19 protein-coding genes are annotated in these 19,562 nt (G+C 63.4%); 3 read left to right on the forward strand and 16 right to left on the reverse strand.

What is annotated here, in order from left to right; all coding sequences use genetic code 11:
- Positions 1-9 precede the first annotated feature (9 nt).
- The 14 genes from BN2476_RS29665 to BN2476_RS29730 all read right to left on the reverse strand — a co-directional run bounded on the left by BN2476_RS29665 (position 10) and on the right by BN2476_RS29730 (position 16,666).
- On the reverse strand, positions 10-978 hold the full coding sequence (locus tag BN2476_RS29665; protein WP_087737780.1) for a M14 family metallopeptidase: 969 nt from the start codon (positions 976-978) through the stop codon (positions 10-12).
- The gene (locus BN2476_RS29670; RefSeq protein WP_087737781.1) at positions 975-2,447 is read right to left on the reverse strand and encodes an NAD-dependent succinate-semialdehyde dehydrogenase; all 1,473 of its coding nucleotides are present in this window, start codon (positions 2,445-2,447) and stop codon (positions 975-977) included. Before BN2476_RS29670 ends, BN2476_RS29665 begins: the two co-directional genes overlap by 4 nt.
- A 17-nt stretch (positions 2,448-2,464) precedes the next feature.
- Complete coding sequence (locus BN2476_RS29675; protein ID WP_087737782.1) at positions 2,465-3,529, reverse strand: tartrate dehydrogenase; 1,065 nt, start codon at positions 3,527-3,529, stop codon at positions 2,465-2,467.
- Between the two features lie 94 nt (positions 3,530-3,623).
- Positions 3,624-4,121 carry an Lrp/AsnC family transcriptional regulator gene (locus BN2476_RS29680; protein ID WP_087737802.1) on the reverse strand — a complete coding sequence of 166 codons (498 nt, stop codon included), beginning with the start codon at positions 4,119-4,121 and terminating at the stop codon, positions 3,624-3,626.
- 43 nt (positions 4,122-4,164) lie between these two features.
- The gene (locus tag BN2476_RS29685) at positions 4,165-5,574 is read right to left on the reverse strand and encodes an aspartate aminotransferase family protein (protein WP_087737783.1); all 1,410 of its coding nucleotides are present in this window, start codon (positions 5,572-5,574) and stop codon (positions 4,165-4,167) included.
- Positions 5,575-5,742: 168 nt separating this feature from the next.
- Complete coding sequence (locus tag BN2476_RS29690; protein WP_087737784.1) at positions 5,743-6,669, reverse strand: 2-hydroxyacid dehydrogenase; 927 nt, start codon at positions 6,667-6,669, stop codon at positions 5,743-5,745.
- A gap of 3 nt (positions 6,670-6,672) precedes the next feature.
- A complete protein-coding gene (locus BN2476_RS29695) occupies positions 6,673-7,545 on the reverse strand; it encodes a GNAT family N-acetyltransferase (RefSeq protein ID WP_087737785.1) in 873 nt (290 codons plus the stop codon).
- 298 nt (positions 7,546-7,843) lie between these two features.
- Complete coding sequence (locus BN2476_RS29700) at positions 7,844-8,800, reverse strand: D-2-hydroxyacid dehydrogenase (RefSeq protein ID WP_087737786.1); 957 nt, start codon at positions 8,798-8,800, stop codon at positions 7,844-7,846.
- Positions 8,801-8,835: 35 nt separating this feature from the next.
- Complete coding sequence (gene tkt, locus BN2476_RS29705; protein WP_087737803.1) at positions 8,836-10,812, reverse strand: transketolase; 1,977 nt, start codon at positions 10,810-10,812, stop codon at positions 8,836-8,838.
- A gap of 118 nt (positions 10,813-10,930) precedes the next feature.
- A complete protein-coding gene (locus tag BN2476_RS29710; protein WP_438942909.1) occupies positions 10,931-12,790 on the reverse strand; it encodes a TRAP transporter large permease in 1,860 nt (619 codons plus the stop codon).
- 5 nt (positions 12,791-12,795) lie between these two features.
- Entirely contained in the window at positions 12,796-13,839 is a 1,044-nt protein-coding gene (locus BN2476_RS29715) for a TRAP transporter substrate-binding protein (protein ID WP_087737788.1), read from the reverse strand.
- 155 nt (positions 13,840-13,994) lie between these two features.
- On the reverse strand, positions 13,995-14,759 hold the full coding sequence (locus tag BN2476_RS29720; protein WP_087737789.1) for an SDR family NAD(P)-dependent oxidoreductase: 765 nt from the start codon (positions 14,757-14,759) through the stop codon (positions 13,995-13,997).
- A gap of 69 nt (positions 14,760-14,828) precedes the next feature.
- Positions 14,829-15,824, reverse strand: coding sequence for a transketolase family protein (locus BN2476_RS29725; RefSeq protein ID WP_087737790.1), 996 nt, complete (start codon positions 15,822-15,824; stop codon positions 14,829-14,831).
- On the reverse strand, positions 15,821-16,666 hold the full coding sequence (locus BN2476_RS29730; protein ID WP_087737791.1) for a transketolase: 846 nt from the start codon (positions 16,664-16,666) through the stop codon (positions 15,821-15,823). The genes BN2476_RS29725 and BN2476_RS29730 overlap by 4 nt, the downstream gene beginning before the upstream one ends.
- A 203-nt stretch (positions 16,667-16,869) precedes the next feature.
- On the opposite strand from BN2476_RS29730, the gene gcvA reads away from it, so the two are divergent.
- The 3 genes from gcvA to BN2476_RS49745 all read left to right on the forward strand — a co-directional run bounded on the left by gcvA (position 16,870) and on the right by BN2476_RS49745 (position 18,441).
- On the forward strand, positions 16,870-17,763 hold the full coding sequence (gcvA, locus tag BN2476_RS29735; protein WP_087737792.1) for a transcriptional regulator GcvA: 894 nt from the start codon (positions 16,870-16,872) through the stop codon (positions 17,761-17,763).
- 183 nt (positions 17,764-17,946) lie between these two features.
- Positions 17,947-18,237 carry a hypothetical protein gene (locus tag BN2476_RS29740; RefSeq protein ID WP_175607939.1) on the forward strand — a complete coding sequence of 97 codons (291 nt, stop codon included), beginning with the start codon at positions 17,947-17,949 and terminating at the stop codon, positions 18,235-18,237.
- A gap of 33 nt (positions 18,238-18,270) precedes the next feature.
- A complete protein-coding gene (locus tag BN2476_RS49745; RefSeq protein ID WP_369122655.1) occupies positions 18,271-18,441 on the forward strand; it encodes a zeta toxin family protein in 171 nt (56 codons plus the stop codon).
- Between the two features lie 392 nt (positions 18,442-18,833).
- On the opposite strand, the gene BN2476_RS29745 is transcribed toward BN2476_RS49745, so the two are convergent.
- Both BN2476_RS29745 and BN2476_RS29750 read right to left on the reverse strand, forming a co-directional pair.
- The gene (locus BN2476_RS29745; protein ID WP_087737793.1) at positions 18,834-19,172 is read right to left on the reverse strand and encodes a type II toxin-antitoxin system RelE/ParE family toxin; all 339 of its coding nucleotides are present in this window, start codon (positions 19,170-19,172) and stop codon (positions 18,834-18,836) included.
- Entirely contained in the window at positions 19,169-19,405 is a 237-nt protein-coding gene (locus BN2476_RS29750) for a type II toxin-antitoxin system ParD family antitoxin (RefSeq protein ID WP_087737794.1), read from the reverse strand. The genes BN2476_RS29745 and BN2476_RS29750 overlap by 4 nt, the downstream gene beginning before the upstream one ends.
- Positions 19,406-19,562: the final 157 nt, after the last annotated feature.

Genomic DNA, 19,562 nt, shown 5'->3' on the forward strand with positions numbered 1-19,562 from the left:
GTCTCGCCCTTAGGTGGATTGAATGCGCCGTTCGATCTCGCCGAGCCGCACAACCGTTACGCCTGGCCGCAACTGACGCAGCGAGGGCATGACGAGCATGCAGTCGTCGTAGGGTGTCTTCACGGGATCGCCATTGTTCCAGCCGATCACGCTGCCGGCTTTGGGAAATACTTCGAGGCCGGTGTAGTCGCCCGCGAAGCGGAAGTCCATGCTCTTCGCGACGACGGGCGCAGTCACGCGCACGACGAGCATTTCCTTCGGCGATGCCTGAATCCAGGCGCCAGGCACGTCTTCCCTGGCGACCACGCCGGACAGGACGAGAAAGCGCGCCGTCACATCGCGCGCGACCGTAACGGCGCTCGCTTCCCAATGCTGTCCGCATTCGATGAGCAACGCGTTCTTCCTGCTCGATGGATCACCGAAGCCTTCGTAGTCGCGCATGCGCCGGCCTTCGGGATGTCCTTCATCGCAAATGACGGTCTCGGGCGTGCCGAGCTTCGCCGATAACTCGATGCCTTTGTCGAGCGGCCCCGCGACGATCAAGGGCTTGCTCTTCTCATGCATCGAGTGCAAGTCGAGCAGCAGATCGACGGTGTCGATGACAGGCCGCATCGCGCGGGCACGGCGCAACTCGCTCGAATCGGCCGAGGCGTCGTCGAGCGTGTGCGCGGTCCATACGCGGTTGAAGTCCTGATCGACGAAGCGCGATGTATCGGGCTTGTCCGCATCGAAGCGCGCGTAGGCATCGACGTTGGCGAACGCGAGCGTGAGCTTGCCGCGACGCGGCCGCAGCTTCGCGCGCAGCAGTTCGTCGACGACGATCGCGCCGCACACTTCGTTGCCGTGCGTGAGCGCGTTGATCATCACATGAGGGCCGTCGATGCCCGAATCGAACGTATGCACATACGGCACGCCCGCGCTGCCCGACGCATGCGCACTGATATCGGGAAACGTGATCTCGATCGGATAAGCGTTCATTCGAGGCCACCCTGGCAGAGATACTTGATCGAGAGGTAATCGTCGAGACCGTACTTCGAGCCTTCGCGTCCATAGCCCGATTCCTTCACGCCGCCGAACGGCGCGGCCTCGCTCGAAATCGCGCCTTCGTTGATACCGACGAGACCTGCTTCGAGCAGACGCGACACGCGGTCGATGCGCCGCAGATCCTGGCTGTAGAAATACGATGCGAGGCCGAAGGGCGTATTGTTCGCGGCGTGGATGGCTTCGGCTTCATCGTCGAAACGGAAAAGCGGCACGACCGGGCCGAAGGTTTCCTCGCAGCTGAGCTGCATGTCGGGCGTGGCGTCGGCGAGGACCGTGGGCGCGTAATAGTTCGCACCAAGTTCGGAGCGGCGCTTGCCGCCGGTGAGCACGCGCGCGCCGCGCTTCACCGCGTCGTTCACATGACGCTCGATCTTCTCAACCGCGCGCGCGTTGATCATCGGGCCGATTTGCGCGTCTAGGTCCGTCGCGGGCGCGACCTTCAATGCGCAGACGCGCTTCGCCAGCAAGTCCGCGAACCTGTCATAGATCGACGACTGCACGTACACGCGATTCGGGCACACGCACGTCTGTCCGCCGTTGCGGAACTTCGATGCCATGAGGCCGGCGACGGCGGCATCGAGATCGGCGTCGTCGAACACGATGAAGGGCGCGTTGCCGCCGAGCTCCAGCGACACCTTCTTCAACGTGCCCGCGGATTCGCGCGCGAGATACTTGCCGACGGGTGTCGAGCCCGTGAAGGTGATCTTGCGCACGCGGCCGTCTTCGAGCCAGTCGGCGACGGCTTCCTGCGCGTTATCGCGCGATGCGCTGATGAGATTCAACGCGCCCGCCGGAACGCATGCGTCGTTCGCGAGCATCACCAGCGCGAGCGCGGTGAGCGGCGTATCTTCCGCCGGCTTGCCGATGACGGTGCAGCCCGCCGCGAGCGCGGGGGCGATCTTGCGCGCGATCATCGCGAGAGGGAAATTCCACGGCGTGATCGCCGCGACGATGCCCACCGGCTCCTTCACGGCGCTCATGCGCTTGCCGCGTTGCTGCTGCGGAATGATATCGCCATAGATGCGCGTGGCTTCATCCGCGAACCATTTGACATACGACGCCCCGTACATCACTTCGCCACGACCTTCGGCGAATGGCTTGCCTTGTTCGAGCGAGATGAGACGCCCGAGCGCGTCCGCGTTTTCGACGATCGACGCATGCCAGCGATGCAGCACGGCCGCGCGATCCTTCGGCAGGGTATCGCGCCAGGCGGGGAAGGCGCGGGCGGCGGCGTCGGTAGCGGCGCGTGCATCGGCGGGGCCGCTGTCGGCGACTCGCGCGATGACTTCGCCCGTCGCGGGATCGGTGACGGCGAAGCGCTTGCCGCTCGCGGCGGGCATCCATTTGCCGTCGATGAAGTTGTCGGTGCGAATCAGGTCGCTCAACTCATATCGTTGCGTCATGATGGTCTCCAGAAAGATCAGGCGAGCAGTTGCGCAATCGCTGCTCCGACTTCCGTCGTCTTTGCCGTGCCGCCCAGATCGCCCGTGCGCGGGCCTTCCTTCAATACCGCCGAGATCGCGGCAAGCATCGCATCGTGGGCTTCGCGCTCGCCGAGGAAATCGAGCATCATGGCGGCGGACCAGATCATCGCGATCGGATTGGCAATGCCCTTGCCCGCAATATCCGGCGCGGACCCATGCACGGGCTCGAACAGCGACGGGAAAGTCCGCTCGGGATTCATGTTCGCCGATGGCGCGATGCCGATCGTGCCCGTGCACGCCGGGCCGAGGTCCGAGAGAATGTCGCCGAAAAGATTCGTGGCAACGACCACGTCGAAGCGATCCGGATTCAGGACGAAGCGCGCGCACAGGATGTCGATGTGCTGCTTGTCCCATGCGACGTCCGGATATTGCGCGGCGATTTCAGCGGCGCGTGAATCCCACCACGGCATGCTGATCGAGATACCGTTGCTCTTCGTCGCCACGGTGATTTTCTTCTCGCGCTTCTGCGCCAGATCGAACGCGAACTTCAACACACGCTCCGCGCCTTTGCGCGTGAAGGTGGAAGTCTGCGACACGAACTCGCGCTCGGTGCCTTCGAACGATACGCCGCCGACCGAGGAGTACTCGCCTTCGGTGTTCTCGCGCACGATCATGAAATCGATATCGCCCGCCTTGCGGTTCGCGAGCGGCGAGGGCACGCCATCGAACAAACGCGCGGGCCTCAGATTGATGTACTGGTCGAACTCGCGGCGGAACTTGAGCAGCGAGCCCCACAGCGAAATATGGTCCGGCACCGTCTGCGGCCAGCCCACCGCGCCGAACAGAATCGCATCGGCGTCTTGCAACTGGGCTTTCCAGTCGTCGGGCATCATCTGGCCGTGCTGCGCGCAGTAGTCGCAGCTCGCCCACTCGATGTGCCGGTATTCCAGCGCGATGTTGAATCGCTTGCTTACGGCATCGAGCGCGCGCAAAGCTTCGGGCATCACTTCCTTGCCGATGCCGTCGCCCGGAATCACGGCAATGCGATAGATGCTGGACATGAATTACTCCGCGTGAAGTTGATAGACGAGAAAAAGCACGCACGTGCATAAAGCGCGTGCGTGCTTTCGATAAAGAGAGTAAGAGGCGCGCGCCTCAGTGATGGTGCTGCGAAAAGAGTGTTTCGAGCGGGTAATGCGACTTCACGAATGCCGTCTTGATGATGACGTAGCTGAAGTACTTTTCGATGCCGATGCCGCGCTCCAGCAGCCCCTCGATGATGCTTTGATAGTGGCTCACGCTGCGCGTGACGAACTTGAGCAGGTAGTCGTAACCGCCGCTCGCGAGATGACATTCGACGATCTCGTCGACATCCCTCACCGCATTGACGAAGTTGATGAAGTCCTCGCGGCGATGATCGGCGAGCGTGACTTCGGTGAAGACCACCTGCACGTCGCCGAGTTTCTCCAGTTGAATCTGCGCACCATAGCCGACGATATAACCCGCCTTCTCCAGCCGCTTCACGCGAATCAGGCAAGGGCTGGGCGACAGTCCAACTGCATCGGCGAGCTCCACGTTCGTGATGCGCCCGCGTTTCTGCAATTGCGAAAGGATACGCAGATCGATTCGGTCCAGCTTGCTGTCGTTGCTCATCGTGGCGGGTTTGGTCTTGCATGTCGGCGGTCGGTCGATGTTATCACGCGGCCGCGCGAGAACCACATCCGGAAACGCCCTTCAATGTGGCGCGCACGTCGCTTTGTGCGAGCACGTCGTCGAGCGTTTTGGCGAGACGCTCGAACATCATGTCGAAGTTCGCTTCCGTATAGCACAGCGCTGGCGCGAAGCCGAGAATGTTGTCGCCGAACGCGCGGAACACGAGGCCATTGCGATACGCCGCCGCGGCGACGCGGTCTGGAAGCTTCAGTGATACATCGAAGCCACGCTTGCTGTCCTTGTCGGCGACCAGTTCGAGCGCGCCGAGCAGGCCACGATGACGCGCATCGCCCACGAGCGGATGGTCGAGCAGCGCATCGAGTCCCTGCGCGAAACGCGGTGCCCGCGCCTGGCCGTTCGCGAGCAGACCGCCTTCGTGATAGAGCCGCATGACTTCGAGACCGATGGCCGCGCTCACCGGATGCGCGGAGTACGTGTGGCCGTGACCGATCGCGGCCGATACATCGCCGCCATCGGCGATGCCCTGATACACCGCATCGGACATGAGCACTGCGCCCATGGGCGCGTAGCCCGCGGTGAGGCCCTTCGCGACCGTCATCAGATCGGGCTCGACGCCTTCGCCGTCGCATGCGAAGAGCGGGCCGGTGCGACCGAAGCCCGTGATGACTTCATCGGCGACGAAGAGGATCTCCAGCTTGCGGCATGCTTCGCGCATCGCCTTCAGCCAGCCGGCGGGCGGCACGATCACGCCGCCCGAGCCTTGAATCGGCTCGCAGAAGAATGCGGCGACGTTGTCCGCGCCGAGCTCCGCGACCTTCGCTTCGAGCGCTTTCACCGATGCGTCGATGAGCGCGGCGTCATCGGCGTAGTCATTACGATAGGCATACGGCGACGGAATGTGATGCTGCGTCGAAAGCGGCAGATCGAAGTTGCGATGAAACGCGGGCAACGCGGTCAGGCCCGCACCGAACGACGACGATCCGTGATAACCGCGTTGCAGCGCGATGCAGTGCTTCTTCGACGGACGGCCCGTCGCGTTGTAGTAGTGCGTGATGAAGCGCAGGGCGGAATCGACCGCATCCGACCCGCCGAGCGTGAAGTACACGTGTTGCAGCGATGCAGGCGCGAGTTCCACGAGCTTCGCGGCCAGTTCGATCGCGGGCTCGGAGCCGAAATGGAAGTAGCCGGTCGCGTAAGGCAGCTTCGTCATCTGCTTCGCGGCGGCCTCGACGATGCTCGCTTGCCCATAGCCCGTGTTCACGCACCACAGGCCGGAGAACGCGTCCAGTAGCTGATTGCCTTCTATATCGCGCAGGAACACGCCATCGGCGGAATCGAGCACGGTGACGCCGCGCGCCTCATGCGCACGGTAGCTGACGACGGGATGAATCAGATGCTTACGGTCGGACTCGACAAGCGACTTGATCGACATGATGCGGCTCTCTCTTTGTGCGGACAGTGTTCGAATTGGCTCGTGACCGTTTCATACTATCGGCAGAGCCGCATCGCGCGCATCGCCAAAAAAGTCCCCAAAAAGCGCAAATGCGGCGTTTTGCAGGGGGCTTGCAGCATTTTGTGCTACGCGCTTCGCGCAGCGGTTTCAGTAGCCGCGCGTGCGGTCGATCTCACCGATCATGCGCTCTCCCGCGCGATGGCGGCGCAGATTTTCCAGCACCACGTCAACGGCGGTCTCGGGGCGCGTCGCGCTCGCGATATGCGGCGTCAGGCGAACCCGCGGGTGCGTCCAGAACGGATGCGTCGGCGGCAACGGTTCGGGCTCGGTTACGTCGAGAATTGCGGCGTGAAGATGGTCGCTGTCGAGCGCATCGAGCAAGTCCTGCTGAATCACGTGCGGGCCGCGCCCCACGTTGATGAAAGACGCACCTTCGGGCAGCGCCCCGAACACGCGCTTGCCGATGAGACCGCGCGTGGCATCCGTGAGCGGCAGCAGGCACACGAGGATATCGGTGCGCGCGAGGAAGGCATCGAGCGATTCGGTGCCCGCATAACATTCGACGCCTTCTATTTCGTGCGGCGAACGGCTCCAGCCTGCGCAAGGAAAGCCGAAAAGACGCAGCGTGTTCAGCACCGCCGTGCCGAGCATGCCGAGTCCCAACACGCCGATTCGCCGCGTCGACGCCGCGCGTACTGGCCTTTCGCGCCATACTCGCTCGCGCTGCTGCATGGCGTAATCGAAGAGGTCGCGATGAATCGTGAGTACCGCCTGCGTCACATATTCCACCATGCTTTCGGCGATGCCCGACTCGGTCATGCGCACAACCGCGACGTGCGGCGGCACGCTCGACAGATCGAACTGATCGATACCCGCGCCCACCGAGAAGATCACTTTGAGATTGGGCAAAGTCTGCATGATATCGGCGGGCGGCTGCCACGCGGCGAGATAGCGCACGGCAGCGGGATCGCCAATATCCGGCCACAAACGGAACGGCATGTCCGGCGCTTTTTGCGCGAAGCGTCGCGCCCATTGCCTGCCGCGTTCGGGATCGGCCTTATAGAGGATGGTCATGAATCAGCCCAGCGCCTGGTTGATGATCGCGAATTGCGCGACGGATGCATCGTGCTGCAGCGTGCCGTTGCGCGCCATCTTGATGACCGTATCGACGCGTTTGAGGCCGGCGCCTTCGAGCCAGTCCGACAGACCGCTTTCGTCCGGCGTGTCGATGCGGGTGAACTTGCCTTCGTTATGCGCGAGCCAGTGGGCGATGAGCGCCTGCGCGCGGCGCACGTGTTGCTGGTCGGCGGTGATGGAAACGACCGGGCCGATCGCGTGGCCGCGCCCGAAGTCGCGAATGAGCGCGAAGCCCACTGTTTCGCCATCCCGTTCGAGCAGAACGCCTTGGGCGACGTTCAGGAGCGAAGGCAGCAGCGCGCTTCGGTCAAGCCCGCTCGCGCGCGATGCGAACGCGACGAGCGCTGGCGTATCGCGCGGCTCGATTGCGCGCACGCTTTCGCCTGTCTGCAACTCGACGCGAGGCGCAGTGAAATCGGCGGATTGATGCTGATGAATCGCACCGATGCGCCTGAAACCGAGCTTTGCATACAGCGGCTCGCCCGCGGGCGTCGCGTGCAAAACGGTGATGCGATTGCCGAGCGCTTCGAGCAGCAGGTCCATCAGCTTGCGGCCGATGCCCTTGCCCTGTTGATCGGGTGCGACGATCACCATGCCGAGCGAGCCGCCGTCGCCGCCATACTTCCAGCACAGCGCGGTGCCGACCACACGCTCGCCATCCTGCGCGACGAAACCCGCGCCGGCATCCAGCACGAAGCGCCAGTCATCGGCGCGATGCGGCCATTTGACGTGGAGTGACAGCGCATGTGCGGCGGCGATGTCATCGACGGTGAAGGGGCGGTAGAGAAGGGTGGATGCTTCGGTGGCGGACATGGGATGCTCCACGATAGAGGCTCCTCGCTACTCTGACATGCCACGAAGGCGGCAGGATAGGATGATCCTGTTGTCGTCGATTGCGCGGATGCGCGGCCTCACTCGAAAGCACGCGCAGACCTCATCTGCGCCGAGGTGAGGGGTTCATGATTAGCAGTTTTCTTGACGATCGAGTCGAGGGCCGCAGGCAACGGGTCGAAAATATGCGACCAGCCACGGGTAGAGCTGACATTCGCGGTCGTTGAGGGACGATGCCGGCGAAAAGCCAGGCGAACCACAACCACGCCGATCGCGGACACTAAACGACAATATTGACAGGCGCACCGCGCATAAAGCCGCCGATGTTATCCATCAACTGATCGGCGAGCGCCTGCTGCGCCTCATCCGACGCCCACGCGACATGCGGTGTCACAATCACATTCGGCCGATTCGCAATGCGCATCAGCGGATTGTCGTCGCCGGGCGGTTCGCTCGACAGCACATCGAAGCCTATGCCGCTGATCAGCCCTTCGTCGAGCGCGCGCACCAACGCGTCTTCATCGACGAGCCCGCCGCGCGCCGTATTGATCACAAGCGGCGTGCGCTGCATCGCGCGAAACTCGGGCATCGCGAGCATGCCGCGCGTTTGTGGCGTCAGCGGACTGTGTATCGTGATGACGTCGCTCGTCGCGAGCACTTCGTCCCATGGCGTGTAGAGCGGTCCGAGTCCTTCGCGGCCCTTGTGCGCAGCGAACAGCGGGCGCATACCGAACGCCTTCGCAATCTCGGCCACGCGCTGACCAAGCACGCCTTCGCCGATGATGCCGAGCGTCATGCCGCCGAGATCATGTATCGCGTGATTGAAGAAGCAGAACTGGCCAGACTTCTGCCACTCGCCGTTCAGCACGTCGTCGCGATACGCGATCAAGTTGCGGCGCAGCGCGAGCATCAACGCGAACGTATGCTCGGGCACGGTGTTCAGTGCATAGCCGCGAATGTTCGACACCTTGATGCCGTGACGTTCGCACGCTTCCTTGTCGACGCAATCGGTGCCCGTCGCGGCGACGGCGACGAGCTTCAACGACGGCAATTGCGCGATCACATCGGCGGTCAGCGGCACCTTATTGGTAATGGCGATGGTTGCGCCGTCAAGACGCGCGGCGACCTGATCGGCCTGCGTGTGCCCGTATTCGACGAGCTCGTGTTCGAATGCCGGCCGTGCGAGCTTTATCTGTGGCGCGAGTGTCGCGCGGTCGAGGAAGACGATTTTCTGCATGCTGGTTCCTGTTGGAGTGGCTCGATGAGGGCGGATCAAAGATGACGCTTTGCTTCAGCGACGATATGCGCTGGCGTGATGCCGAAGTGTTCGTACAGCGCTTCGGCAGGGCCTGACGCACCGAATCCCGTCATACCGACAAAGCCGCCGCGTTCGCCGAGATAGCGGTCCCAGCCGAAGCGCACGGCGGCTTCGACACCGATGCGCACGGTGTTCGCGCCGAGCACAGCTTTGCGATATTCGCGGTCCTGCGCGTCGAACAGTTCCCAGCAGGGGAGCGAGACGACGGCGGTGGGAATGCCTTCCTGTTGCAGACGTTCGCGCGCCGCGACGGCCACCGCGACTTCCGAGCCCGTCGCTAGCAGCGTGACCAGGCGCTTGCCGCCTTCGGACTCGGCGAGGACATACCCGCCGCGCGCGCACAGGTTGTCGGTGCTCAGGCGCGTGCGCACGAGCGGCAGCGTCTGACGCGCGAACACCATCGTGCTCGGTCCGCTGCGATGCTTGTACGCAAGTGCCCAGCATTCGGCAGCTTCGACGGCATCGGCGGGACGGAACACTTGCATGTTCGGCATCGCGCGCAGCGAAGCGAGTATCTCCACCGGCTGATGCGTCGGTCCATTCTTGCCGACACCTATCGAATCGTGACTGAACACGAACTTCACGGGCAGGCCCATCAGCGCGGCCATGCGCATCGCGGGGCGTTCATAGTCGGAGAACGCGAGGTACGTGACGGCAAGTGGTATCACGCCGCCGTGCGCGGCCATGCCGTTCGCCATCGCGCCCATCACGTGTTCGCGCACGCCGCAATGCACGTAGGCGCCGCTGCGGTCTTCCGAAGTGAACGCATGCAGGCTGCGCTTGTGGCTCGTCGGCGCTTCGAGGTCTGCGCAACCGACCATGCGTTCCGGCAACTGTGCAAGCAGATCGTTGATCTCAGCGGAAATCATGATGCCCGCCTGGGCTTCGCCTTTGTCCACCGCCCGCTTCTTGTAGTCTTCGAGGACTCGCTGCCAGCCTTCGGGCAAACGGCCTGCCTGAATGCGCTCGAACTCGGCGCGCGCGTCGTCGGGCAATGCGGCGAGGCGCTCATGCCACGCGAGATATTCGCTTTCGCTGCGCCTTCCCGCGGCACGCCAGGCTTGCAGCACGTCATGCGGAATCTCGAACGGCGCATGCGGCCAGCCCAGTTCGTCGCGTGCCGCATCGGCATCGGCTGCGAACAGCTTGCCGCTGTGACCGCCGCGCTGTCCCTGCAAGCGTGCGATGCCGCGCGCGATAACCGTGCGACACGCAAGCATCGACGGACGCGGATCGCGCTTCGCTTGCGCGAACGCTGCGGCGACGGCATCGAGATCGTGCCCGTCGACTTCGATCACGTGCCAGCCCGCGACGCGGAACCGTTCGCTCACGTCTTCGCTGATCGACAGCGACGTGCTGCCGTCGTCGGTGATGCGGTTGTCGTCCCAGCAGAGAATCAGCTTGCCGAGCTTCAGGTGTCCCGCGAGCGAAATCATCTCCTGGCCGACGCCTTCCTGCAGACAGCCATCGCCGACGAACGCATACGTGTAGTGATTCACGATCTCGTCTCCGAACTTCGCGTTCAGATAAGCCTCGGCGACAGCCATGCCGAACGCGTTCGCAATGCCTTGTCCGAGCGGCCCCGTCGTGACTTCGATTCCGGCTGCGGGATCGAACTCTGGATGGCCTTCGCAATGCGAGCCCATCTCGCGGAAGGTCTTGATCTGATCGATGCCGAACTCCGCATAGCCCGTCAAATGCAGCAGTGCGTACAGCAGCATCGAGCCGTGTCCGTTGGACAGCACGAAGCGATCGCGATCGGGCCATTGCGGATCGGCTGGGTTGAACTTCATATGCTGCGTGAACAGCGCCGTCGCGATTTCGGCCATGCCGAGCGGCACGCCCTGATGGCCTTCGCCGGCACGCACGATGGCATCGATGGCCAGGAAGCGGATCGCGTTGGCGAGCGGCCGCGTTGCGTGCAACGGCATGATGTCGGACATGACTTCTCCTTGCCGCTGCGCCTCGTGGGCGGCGGCTATCGCAAGTGTTGAAAGAAGGAAGAGGGCGCTGCGTCTTCGGGGGAAGACAGAGACGCAGCGCAATGCGTCAGTGCAGGAAGCCGATCGAGATCCACGGCACGGCCGCGACGACGATCAGGCCGATCACGAGCGCGATGATGTAGCCGATGATCGGCTTCATGCCTTCGTCGGGATGGATGCGGCTCACGGCGCACGCGGAATAGTAGCCAACGCCGAATGGCGGCGCGAACAGGCCCACGCCCATCGACAGGATCACGACCATCGCGTAATGCACGTCGTGAATGCCCATCTGCCGAGCGATGGGGAACATCAGCGGGCCGAACAGCACGATCGCGGGAATGCCTTCGAGCACGCTGCCGAGCACGATGAACACGAGCATCGACGCGGCCATGAACATCGCGGCGCCGCCGGGCAGTTTGGCCATCGCCTGCGCAAGCTGGCCCGAGAAGCCGGACTGCGTGAGTGCCCATGCCATGCCCGTCGCCGCGCCGATGATCAGCAGGATCGCACCGGAGAGCGCGGCCGTGTCGATCAGCATCGGCTTCAGGCGCGACCATTCGAAGCGGCGATAGATCAACAGGCCCGCAAGCACCGCATACGCAATGCCGATCGTCGAGACTTCCGTCGCCGTCGCGACGCCTTCGACGACCGCGAGGCGAATCACGAACGGCAGCGCAAGCGCGGGGAAGGCGATCGCGAGCTTGCGCAGCACTTCGCCACGCGCCGCGCGCCGCACATTCGACAGATCGTCGCCGCGATAGCGCCACCACACGACGGAGCACAGCGTGATCGCGAGCACGATGCCGGGCAGCATGCCGCCCGTGAAGAGCGCGGAGATCGACACGCCCGTCACGGAGCCGAGCGTGATCAGCACGAGGCTCGGCGGGATGGTCTCCGTCTGCGCACCCGTGGCGGCGAGCAGCGCGACGAGGTCGCCCGGCTTCGCGCCGCGCGCCTTCATCTCGGGGAACAGCACGGGCGCGATGGCGGCCATGTCGGCCGCCTTCGAGCCGGAGATGCCCGACACGAGATACATCGCGCCGACCAGCACATACGACAGACCGCCGCGCACGTGGCCGAGCAGGCTCGCGAGAAACGCGATCATCGCGTTGGCCATGCCCGTCATCTCGATCAGTTGCCCGAGGAACACGAAGAGCGGCACCGAGAGCAGGATCAGATGCGACATGCCTTCGTCCATCCGTCCGACGACGACGCTCAGCGGCGTGCTCGTCGTCAGCGCGAGATAGCCGAACGTCGCAAGGCCGAACGAGAACGCGATAGGCACGCCCGACAGCACGCACAGCGCGACGAGACCCACGAAGAAGATCAGCAGGTTCACGTTGCCCAGATCGTGCAGCACGGGACTCATCGCGACGAAAGCGCCCGCGATCGCGGCCACCGCCGCGAGCGCTGCGAGCGTCATGTGCCAGTTGGCCACGCGAATGAGGCGCAGGCACGCGACGACGAGCATCAGCACGCAGCCGATGGGCAGCGCCGCCGCGCGCCACGTGTTCGAGATTTCCAGCGCGGGCGTCGTGATGATGCCTTCGTCCTGCGCGAACTCGACAGCGGGTCCGATCACGAGCAGCAGGAACGCAAGGGGAGCGCCGATCGCGACGAGCTCGAGAAACGCGCGCACGGACGGCGATGCCTTGCCGACGAGTGCCGTCATCCGCATATGCTCGCCCCGCCGCAGCGCGACCACGGCGCCGAGCATCGCGAGCCAGAGGAACAGCATCGACGCGAGTTCATCGGACCAGACGAGCGGCATACGCAGCACATAACGGCTCGTCACGCCCGCCAGCAGCACGAAGATTTCGGCGACGACCAGCAGCGCGGCCGGAATCTCCACCATGTACCCGAGCACCGTGTCGATCGTATTGACGATGCGACGCGGCGACGGTTGAGGGAAAGTTGCGGTGTGCATGGTGTTCATACCAGTTTTCCGACGTACTTTTCGAGCGTGCTCCAGCCCTGGTCTCCATACTTCGCTTTCCAGTCGCTATAGAAGCTCGTTTTGCGCAATGCGTCGCGGAACGCCTGGCGGTCCACATCGACGACATTGATGCCCTTGGCCTTCAGATCGTTGCGCAGCGACCCGTTCAGGCTCGCGATATCCGCGCGTTCCAGCATGCCTGCCGCTTCGAATTCGCGCGTGACGATGGCGCGCATGTCGGCGGGCAGCTTTTCCCATGCGCGCTTGTTGCCGAGAATCCAGTAGCCGTCCCACACGTGCGACGTGAGGCTGATCGACTTCTGCACTTCGTAGAGCTTGGCCGTCGCGATGATGGGCAGCGGGTTCTCCTGTCCTTCGACGACGCCCGTTTGCAGCGCCGAATACAGCTCGTTGAAGTTGATCGGGGCAGGGCCGGCATCGAGCGCCTTGAAGAGTGACGTGAGCATCGGCGCTTGCGGCACGCGGATCTTGAAGCCCTTGAGATCGCCCGGCTTCTTGATGACGCGCGTCGAAGAGCTGATCTGGCGAAAGCCGTTGTCCCACACCTTCGACACCGTGACGATGCCCGTCTTCTCGATCTGCGCGCGGATGTACGCGCCGAGATCGCCGTCCATCGCTTTCCAGACGGTGCCGTAGTCGGGGAACGCAAAGCCCGTGTTGACGATGCCGGCGGCGGGCGCGAGCGTCGCGAGAATCGACGACGCCTGGTTGAAGAACTCGACGCCGCCGCTTCGCACCTGCGACAGCAGGTCGGTATCCGAGCCGAGCTGATTCGCCGGGAAGACCTTGATGTCTAGCTTGCCGTTGGTCGCGGCGCGAATCTTGTCGCAAGCCTGCTGCGCGCGGATGTTGACCGGGTGCGTCGGGTCCTGGCCCGTCGCGAGCTTGTACGAGAAGTCGGCCGCCGATGCGCGTCGGATCGACAGGCCCCAGAGCGGTGCTGCTGCGGCGACGCTTGCGCCCGCTTTCAGAAACGTGCGTCGGTCGATGCCGGTGCGGATGGTCGAGCGGTTGCTCATGATGTGCTCCTCCAATACGGATTTGTGATGTATCGGTGTAGTTGTCTAACCCGGACAACACGCTCTGCGGCGCGTTTGTCTGCGTCCGGCTACTGCTGCTTGCTTCGCGCGCGGCTGGCCGGACCCGGCCGCGCGCCTCTGGCGTTATCCGCGCATCAGCCGTGAATCAGCATGCCGCCGTTCACGTCGATGACAGCGCCCGTGATGTACGACGAAATCGGCGACGCGAGAAACAGGAACGCGCCGGCCACGTCGTCCGGCACGCCGAGACGATTCAGCGGAATGCCTGCAAGAATCTCGCCGCGCTTGTCGTCGCTGATCTTGCCCGCGTTGATGTCGGTTTGAATCAGGCCGGGCGTCACGCAGTTCACGCGGATGCCATCGGTGCCGAGCTCACGCGCCATCGCTTTCGCGAGACCGAGCACGCCCGCTTTCGCCGCCGAATAGTGCGGACCGCCGAGAATGCCGCCGCCGCGCTGCGCGGACACCGATGACATGCAGCCGATCGAACCGCTCTTCTGTTTCTTCATCTGCGGCACGACGGCTTGCGACAGATACAGCACGCCGCGCAGGTTCACATCGAGAATACGGTCCCAGCTTTCCGAGTCGATATCGAGCAGCTTCACGGCTTGCGTGATGCCCGCGTTATTGATGAGCACATCGATTGCGCCGAAGTCGGCGACGATCTGTTCGACGGCGGCCTGGCACGCCTGCTTGTCGGTGACGTTGCACGCATAGCCGCGATGCTCGGGGCCAATCGATGCCGCGGCGTCGCGTGCCGCCGATGCGTCGAGATCGAGGATCGCGACTTTCGCGCCGTGCTTCGCGAACATGCGTGCGGTGGCCATGCCGATACCACGCGGCGATGCTGCACCGGAAATGACGGCGACCTTGCCGTCGAGAAGACGCGACTCTGACATGATGCTGTTCTCCTGATAATGAATTCTTGAATAAGTGGGGTAATGCGGCTATCGCGTGCTAGTCGGGTACTAGCCCAGCCAGCCTTTGATTGTGTCGCACATCGTTTCGGTCGAGATGCCGTAGCGGTCATGCAGCGTGGGCAGCGCGCCCGCGTCGAGGAACGCGTCGGGCAGCGCGATCTGCCGGAACGGCGGCGTGACGCCCGCGACGAGCAGCGCGCGGGCCACCGCCTCGCCAAGCCCGCCGATCACCGTATGGTTTTCCGCGACGATCACCATGCGGCCCGTGCGCTTCGCTTCGCGCAGGATGGTTGCCGTATCGAGCGGCTTGATGGTCGGCACATGCAGCACGCCGACGCCGATGTTGTCGGCTTCCAGCGCCTTCGCGACTTCGAGCGAGCGCATCGTCATGATCCCGGAGGAGATCAGCAGTACGTCGTTGCCGTCGCGCAAGAGCTTGGCCTTGCCGAGTTCGAAGCGATAGTCGTATTCGTCGAGCACGACGGGCACGTTGCCGCGCAAGAGGCGAGCATAGACGGGGCCTTTGTGCGCGGCGATTGCGGGCACCATCTGCTCGATGTCGAGCGCGTCGCACGGATCGATCACCGTCATGTTCGGCATCGCGCGCATCAGCGCGAGATCTTCTGCCGCCTGGTGGCTCGGGCCGTAGCCCGTCGTGAGCCCCGGCAATGCGCAGACGATCTTCACGTCGAGGTTGTCTTCGGCGATCGTCTGATGGATGAAATCGTACGCGCGGCGCGTCGCGAACACGGCATAGGTCGTGACGAACGGCTGCGCGCCTTCGTGCGCGAAGCCTGCCGCAGCGCCGAACAGGAGCTGCTCGGCCATGCCCATCTGGTAATAACGCGCGGGAAATTCATTCGCGAAGATGTGCAGGTCGGTGTATTTGCCGAGGTCGGCCGTCATGCCGATCACGCTGGTCTTCGTGCGTGCCAATCTGGAGAGCGCGTGGCCGAACGGCGCGGAACGTGTGGCCTGGCCTTCGCCCGCGATCGACGCGATCATCGCAGAGGTTTTCAGGCGCTTCTTGGCGACGGTGCTCATGCTTGCCTCCCGGCATCGAGTGCTTCGAGCGCGAGCTTCCACTCGTGCGCATCGACGCGGATGAAGTGATTCTTTTCGCGCTCTTCGAGGAACGGCACGCCGCAGCCCATCTTCGTATCGCAGACGATGATGCGTGGTTGCGCCTTATCGTGATTGCGGGCGTTGTCGAAGGCCTGCTTGACGGCGTCGATGTCGTTGCCGTTCACGCGCTGCGTGTACCAGCCGAACGCTTCGAGCTTTTCGACGAGCGGCTCGAAGGCCATGATCTGCGTCGATGGGCCGTCGGCCTGCTGGTTGTTCACGTCGACGATCGCGATCAGGTTGTCGAGCTTCCAGTGCGCGGCGGACATGATGCCTTCCCAGATCGCGCCTTCGTCGAGCTCGCCGTCGGAAAAGAGCGTGTAGACGAACGCATCCGAGCGCTTGCGTTTCAGACCCAGGCAGCGGCCGACGGCGATCGTCAGGCCCTGGCCGAGCGAGCCGCCCGACATCTCCATGCCGGGCGTGTAGCTGGCCATGCCGGACATCGGCAGGCGGCTGTCGTCGCTGCCGTAGGTTTCGAGTTCGTCGGCGGGCAGGATGCCGGCTTCGAAGAGGGCCGCGTATAGCGCGATCGCGTAGTGACCATTCGACAGCAGGAAGCGGTCGCGGCCTTCCCATTCGGGATCTTCGGGGCTGTAACGCATGGCGCCGAAGTAGGCGACGGCCAGTACATCGGCAATGTCGAGCGCCTGGCCAATATAGCCCTGGCCCTGTACTTCGCCCATCAGCAGCGCGTTGCGGCGGATGCGGTAGGCGTGTTCCGCGAGTTGGGCGGTGCGCCCGGCTTCGCTCGTATTCACGCGTGTCTCCTTCTTGCGGCGCCTGGCTCGGTGAGGGCCAGGCGCGGAGTGATTCGTGGCGGGATGCTTCGTCGTGCTCGCAGATTCGGGTAATCCCTTGCTTCGAAAGCGCTGCGAGTGATTGAAAGCGTATCTGCTTGAACACATTGGCTCAAACGAATTAAAGTGGCTCATCAGTGAATTGAATTCAACCGAGCGCTGCAATGCACAATCGCGTCACACTCAAGTCTATTCAGGCGTTTGAGGCTGCTGCGCGGCTTTCGTCCTTCGCAGTCGCAGCAGACGAACTGTTCGTGACACCCTCTGCGATCAGTCACCAGATCAAACTGCTGGAGGATCAATTGGGCGTGCGGCTCTTCCACCGCGTGCATCGCGCGGTGATCCTCACGGATACGGGACGGCTATATGCAGAGGAAATCGGCGCGGCGTTCGCACGCATCGACAAGGCCACGCGCGATATCGGCCGCGTCGAGAAGAGCGACATCCTCACTGTGCACGCGACGCCGAGCATCGCGACGCAATGGCTGATGCCGCGGCTCGCGCGGTTCAGTGCGATGCATCCGGATATCGATGTGCGGTTGAATGCGTCATCCGCGCCTGTCGATCTGATCAAGGAGGCTGTCGATATCGATATCCGCTATGGCGCGCGGCGGCTCCAACCGGCAGGGACAATGGTGCTCGACTTGCCGCTCGAAACGATCGTGCCGTTATGCTCGCCGCGGCTTGCGAACGGCGAGCATCCGATCCGCACGGTCGCGGATCTGAAAAATCACACACTGATTCACAGCGAAGGGTGTCTCGTCGGTTGGCGCGACTGGATGCGGCTGCATCGCAAGGTTGTGCTCGATATCACGCGCGGTCCGCGCTTCGATCGCTCGTTCATGGCGATCAGCGCGGCGGCCGATGGCATGGGCGTGTGTCTCGAGAGCCTGCTGCTCGTGCAGCGTGAACTGGAGACAGGCACGCTGGTGGCGCCGTTGGGACTCGAAGGATTGAGGGTGAATGGCTACACGCTGAACCTGCTCAAATCGCGCGCGGATTTGCCAAAGCTGAAGAGCTTTCAGGACTGGCTGTTTGCGGAACTCGAGACGGGCTGAGGCGCGGTTGAACAGATTGGGCCGCTTGTTCGGCTGGTCAAATCCCGACTTCGCTTTTTTGCAAGAGCCCGTTCCTCCTGACAGCTCGACGGTAGTGAGCGCCGATGTGCTGCAGTTGCAGCGCACGACTGCGGCGTTCGAGGACGCGCGCGTGAGGGTCCGTCGGCGAGAGAAGGAAATGGGGTGAACTGCGCCGTAGAGTTTGGCGCCGCACAGGCCGCGCGCGATCTCGCGGGTGAACACGTCAACGCGATGCTCGGGGACCTGCGTCAGGCAATTGCGGCCTCGGGTCGTGACGCGGAGTCGCTCGCTCGGGCGGTCGAGCGGCTCGCCGGTACAGAAAAATTCCTCAAGTCGCAGAACGATGCCGTGCGGCTGCGGGCGTCGTCAGAGGCGGACATGCTGCGGACGCAGAACCCGCAACTGCGCGAACGGATCGATCACCTGATGCTGGATAACGACCAGTACCGCTGAACGTTGGGGAATCGCGCGAACGCGGAGCGCGGTATGCCACCGAAGCCGCTTCGATATGGAACGCTCTCCTTGCTTGCTGCTTCGGGAGGCGCTGGTAAGACAACACTCCTCCGCAGCCCCTCTGCCGAAATCAACGCATCACGGCATTCGAAGGTGATGCTTATTGAGGCGGACACGCTCAAAAGCTCTCGAAGGACCAGTTGAGGCGTTCCCACGTCTCATGCCCGTTGATGCCTGAATGCAGTACTGGCGTGGCGCGCTTCTGCTCGCAGACGGGCACGTCGGGCGCCGTCATCCACGCGCAGACCAAAAGGAACCCATGTAGTGACAGGGACGACGCCCCTTAAATCCCTTAAGCCGCTGCGTCCGTTTCCCGGTTTCCGCTCCTGATGACATATGCACTCATAGTTGATGACGATCCGGACACCCGCGACGCGCTTGCGGCGATCATCGCGGATGAAGGGCTGACGACAGCCACGGCGGACGAACTGCGCGAGGCGCACATCCAGCTCGTGCGGCAAATACCCGATTTCGTGTTGAAAAAGCCCGCGATGCCACTGAAGGCTGCTCGCAGGCCTGGTGCCGTGCTGACGGTGTCAATGGATCTCACCGTCGTCGCTTTCCAGCCACGCCGGAATATCACGCTTGCCGTTGAGCACGCGCCAGACTTCGACGTGAGCCTTGCGCTCAATGTAGAAGATCAAGTGCGGATAGCGATCAAGCGGCCACGAACGCAGGCCCGGGATGTCCAGCTCGTACGCGTAACGGGGAGACCCGATGTTGGGGTGCCTGGAGAGACGCTCGTATGCCTGCTCGATCTCCGCGATGAATCCGAGCGCTGCCTGCTCCGAGCCTTCGTCCACGAGGTAGTGCGTCACCTCGTCCTCTACGTCCTGCCTGGCCAGCCGCGTCGGGATGACGGGCTTGGCCGTCATTTGCGAGAAGTACGCACGCGAGCGCGCAACGATTCGAAGTAGTCGGCGTCGACAGGGGCTGCGAGGCCGGACGTCGCGCCTTGCAAGATCGTCGCGCGCAGACGCTTGCGATCCTGGTCCTTTCGGATCAGTTCGCGGACGTACTCGCTGCTCGTGCCGTAGCCGCCCTCGCTGACCTGTTCGTCGACGTAGTCCTTCAGCGAATCCGGTAGAGAAATGTTCATCGTGGCCATGAAACGACTCTAGCACGATTTGGCAAATTTTGCCAAACTGCACTATCGGTAGCGGCGTTCGCATGAGAGTGGAGGGCCAGCGTGATATAGGCGAGCGCAACGAACACGCCCGCCATCGTTCCGAGCACATCCCGGTATCCAGCCCCTCGCGTGAAAT

It is taken from the genome of Paraburkholderia piptadeniae, from assembly GCF_900007165.1.
Classification (GTDB): Bacteria; Pseudomonadota; Gammaproteobacteria; order Burkholderiales; family Burkholderiaceae; genus Paraburkholderia; species Paraburkholderia piptadeniae.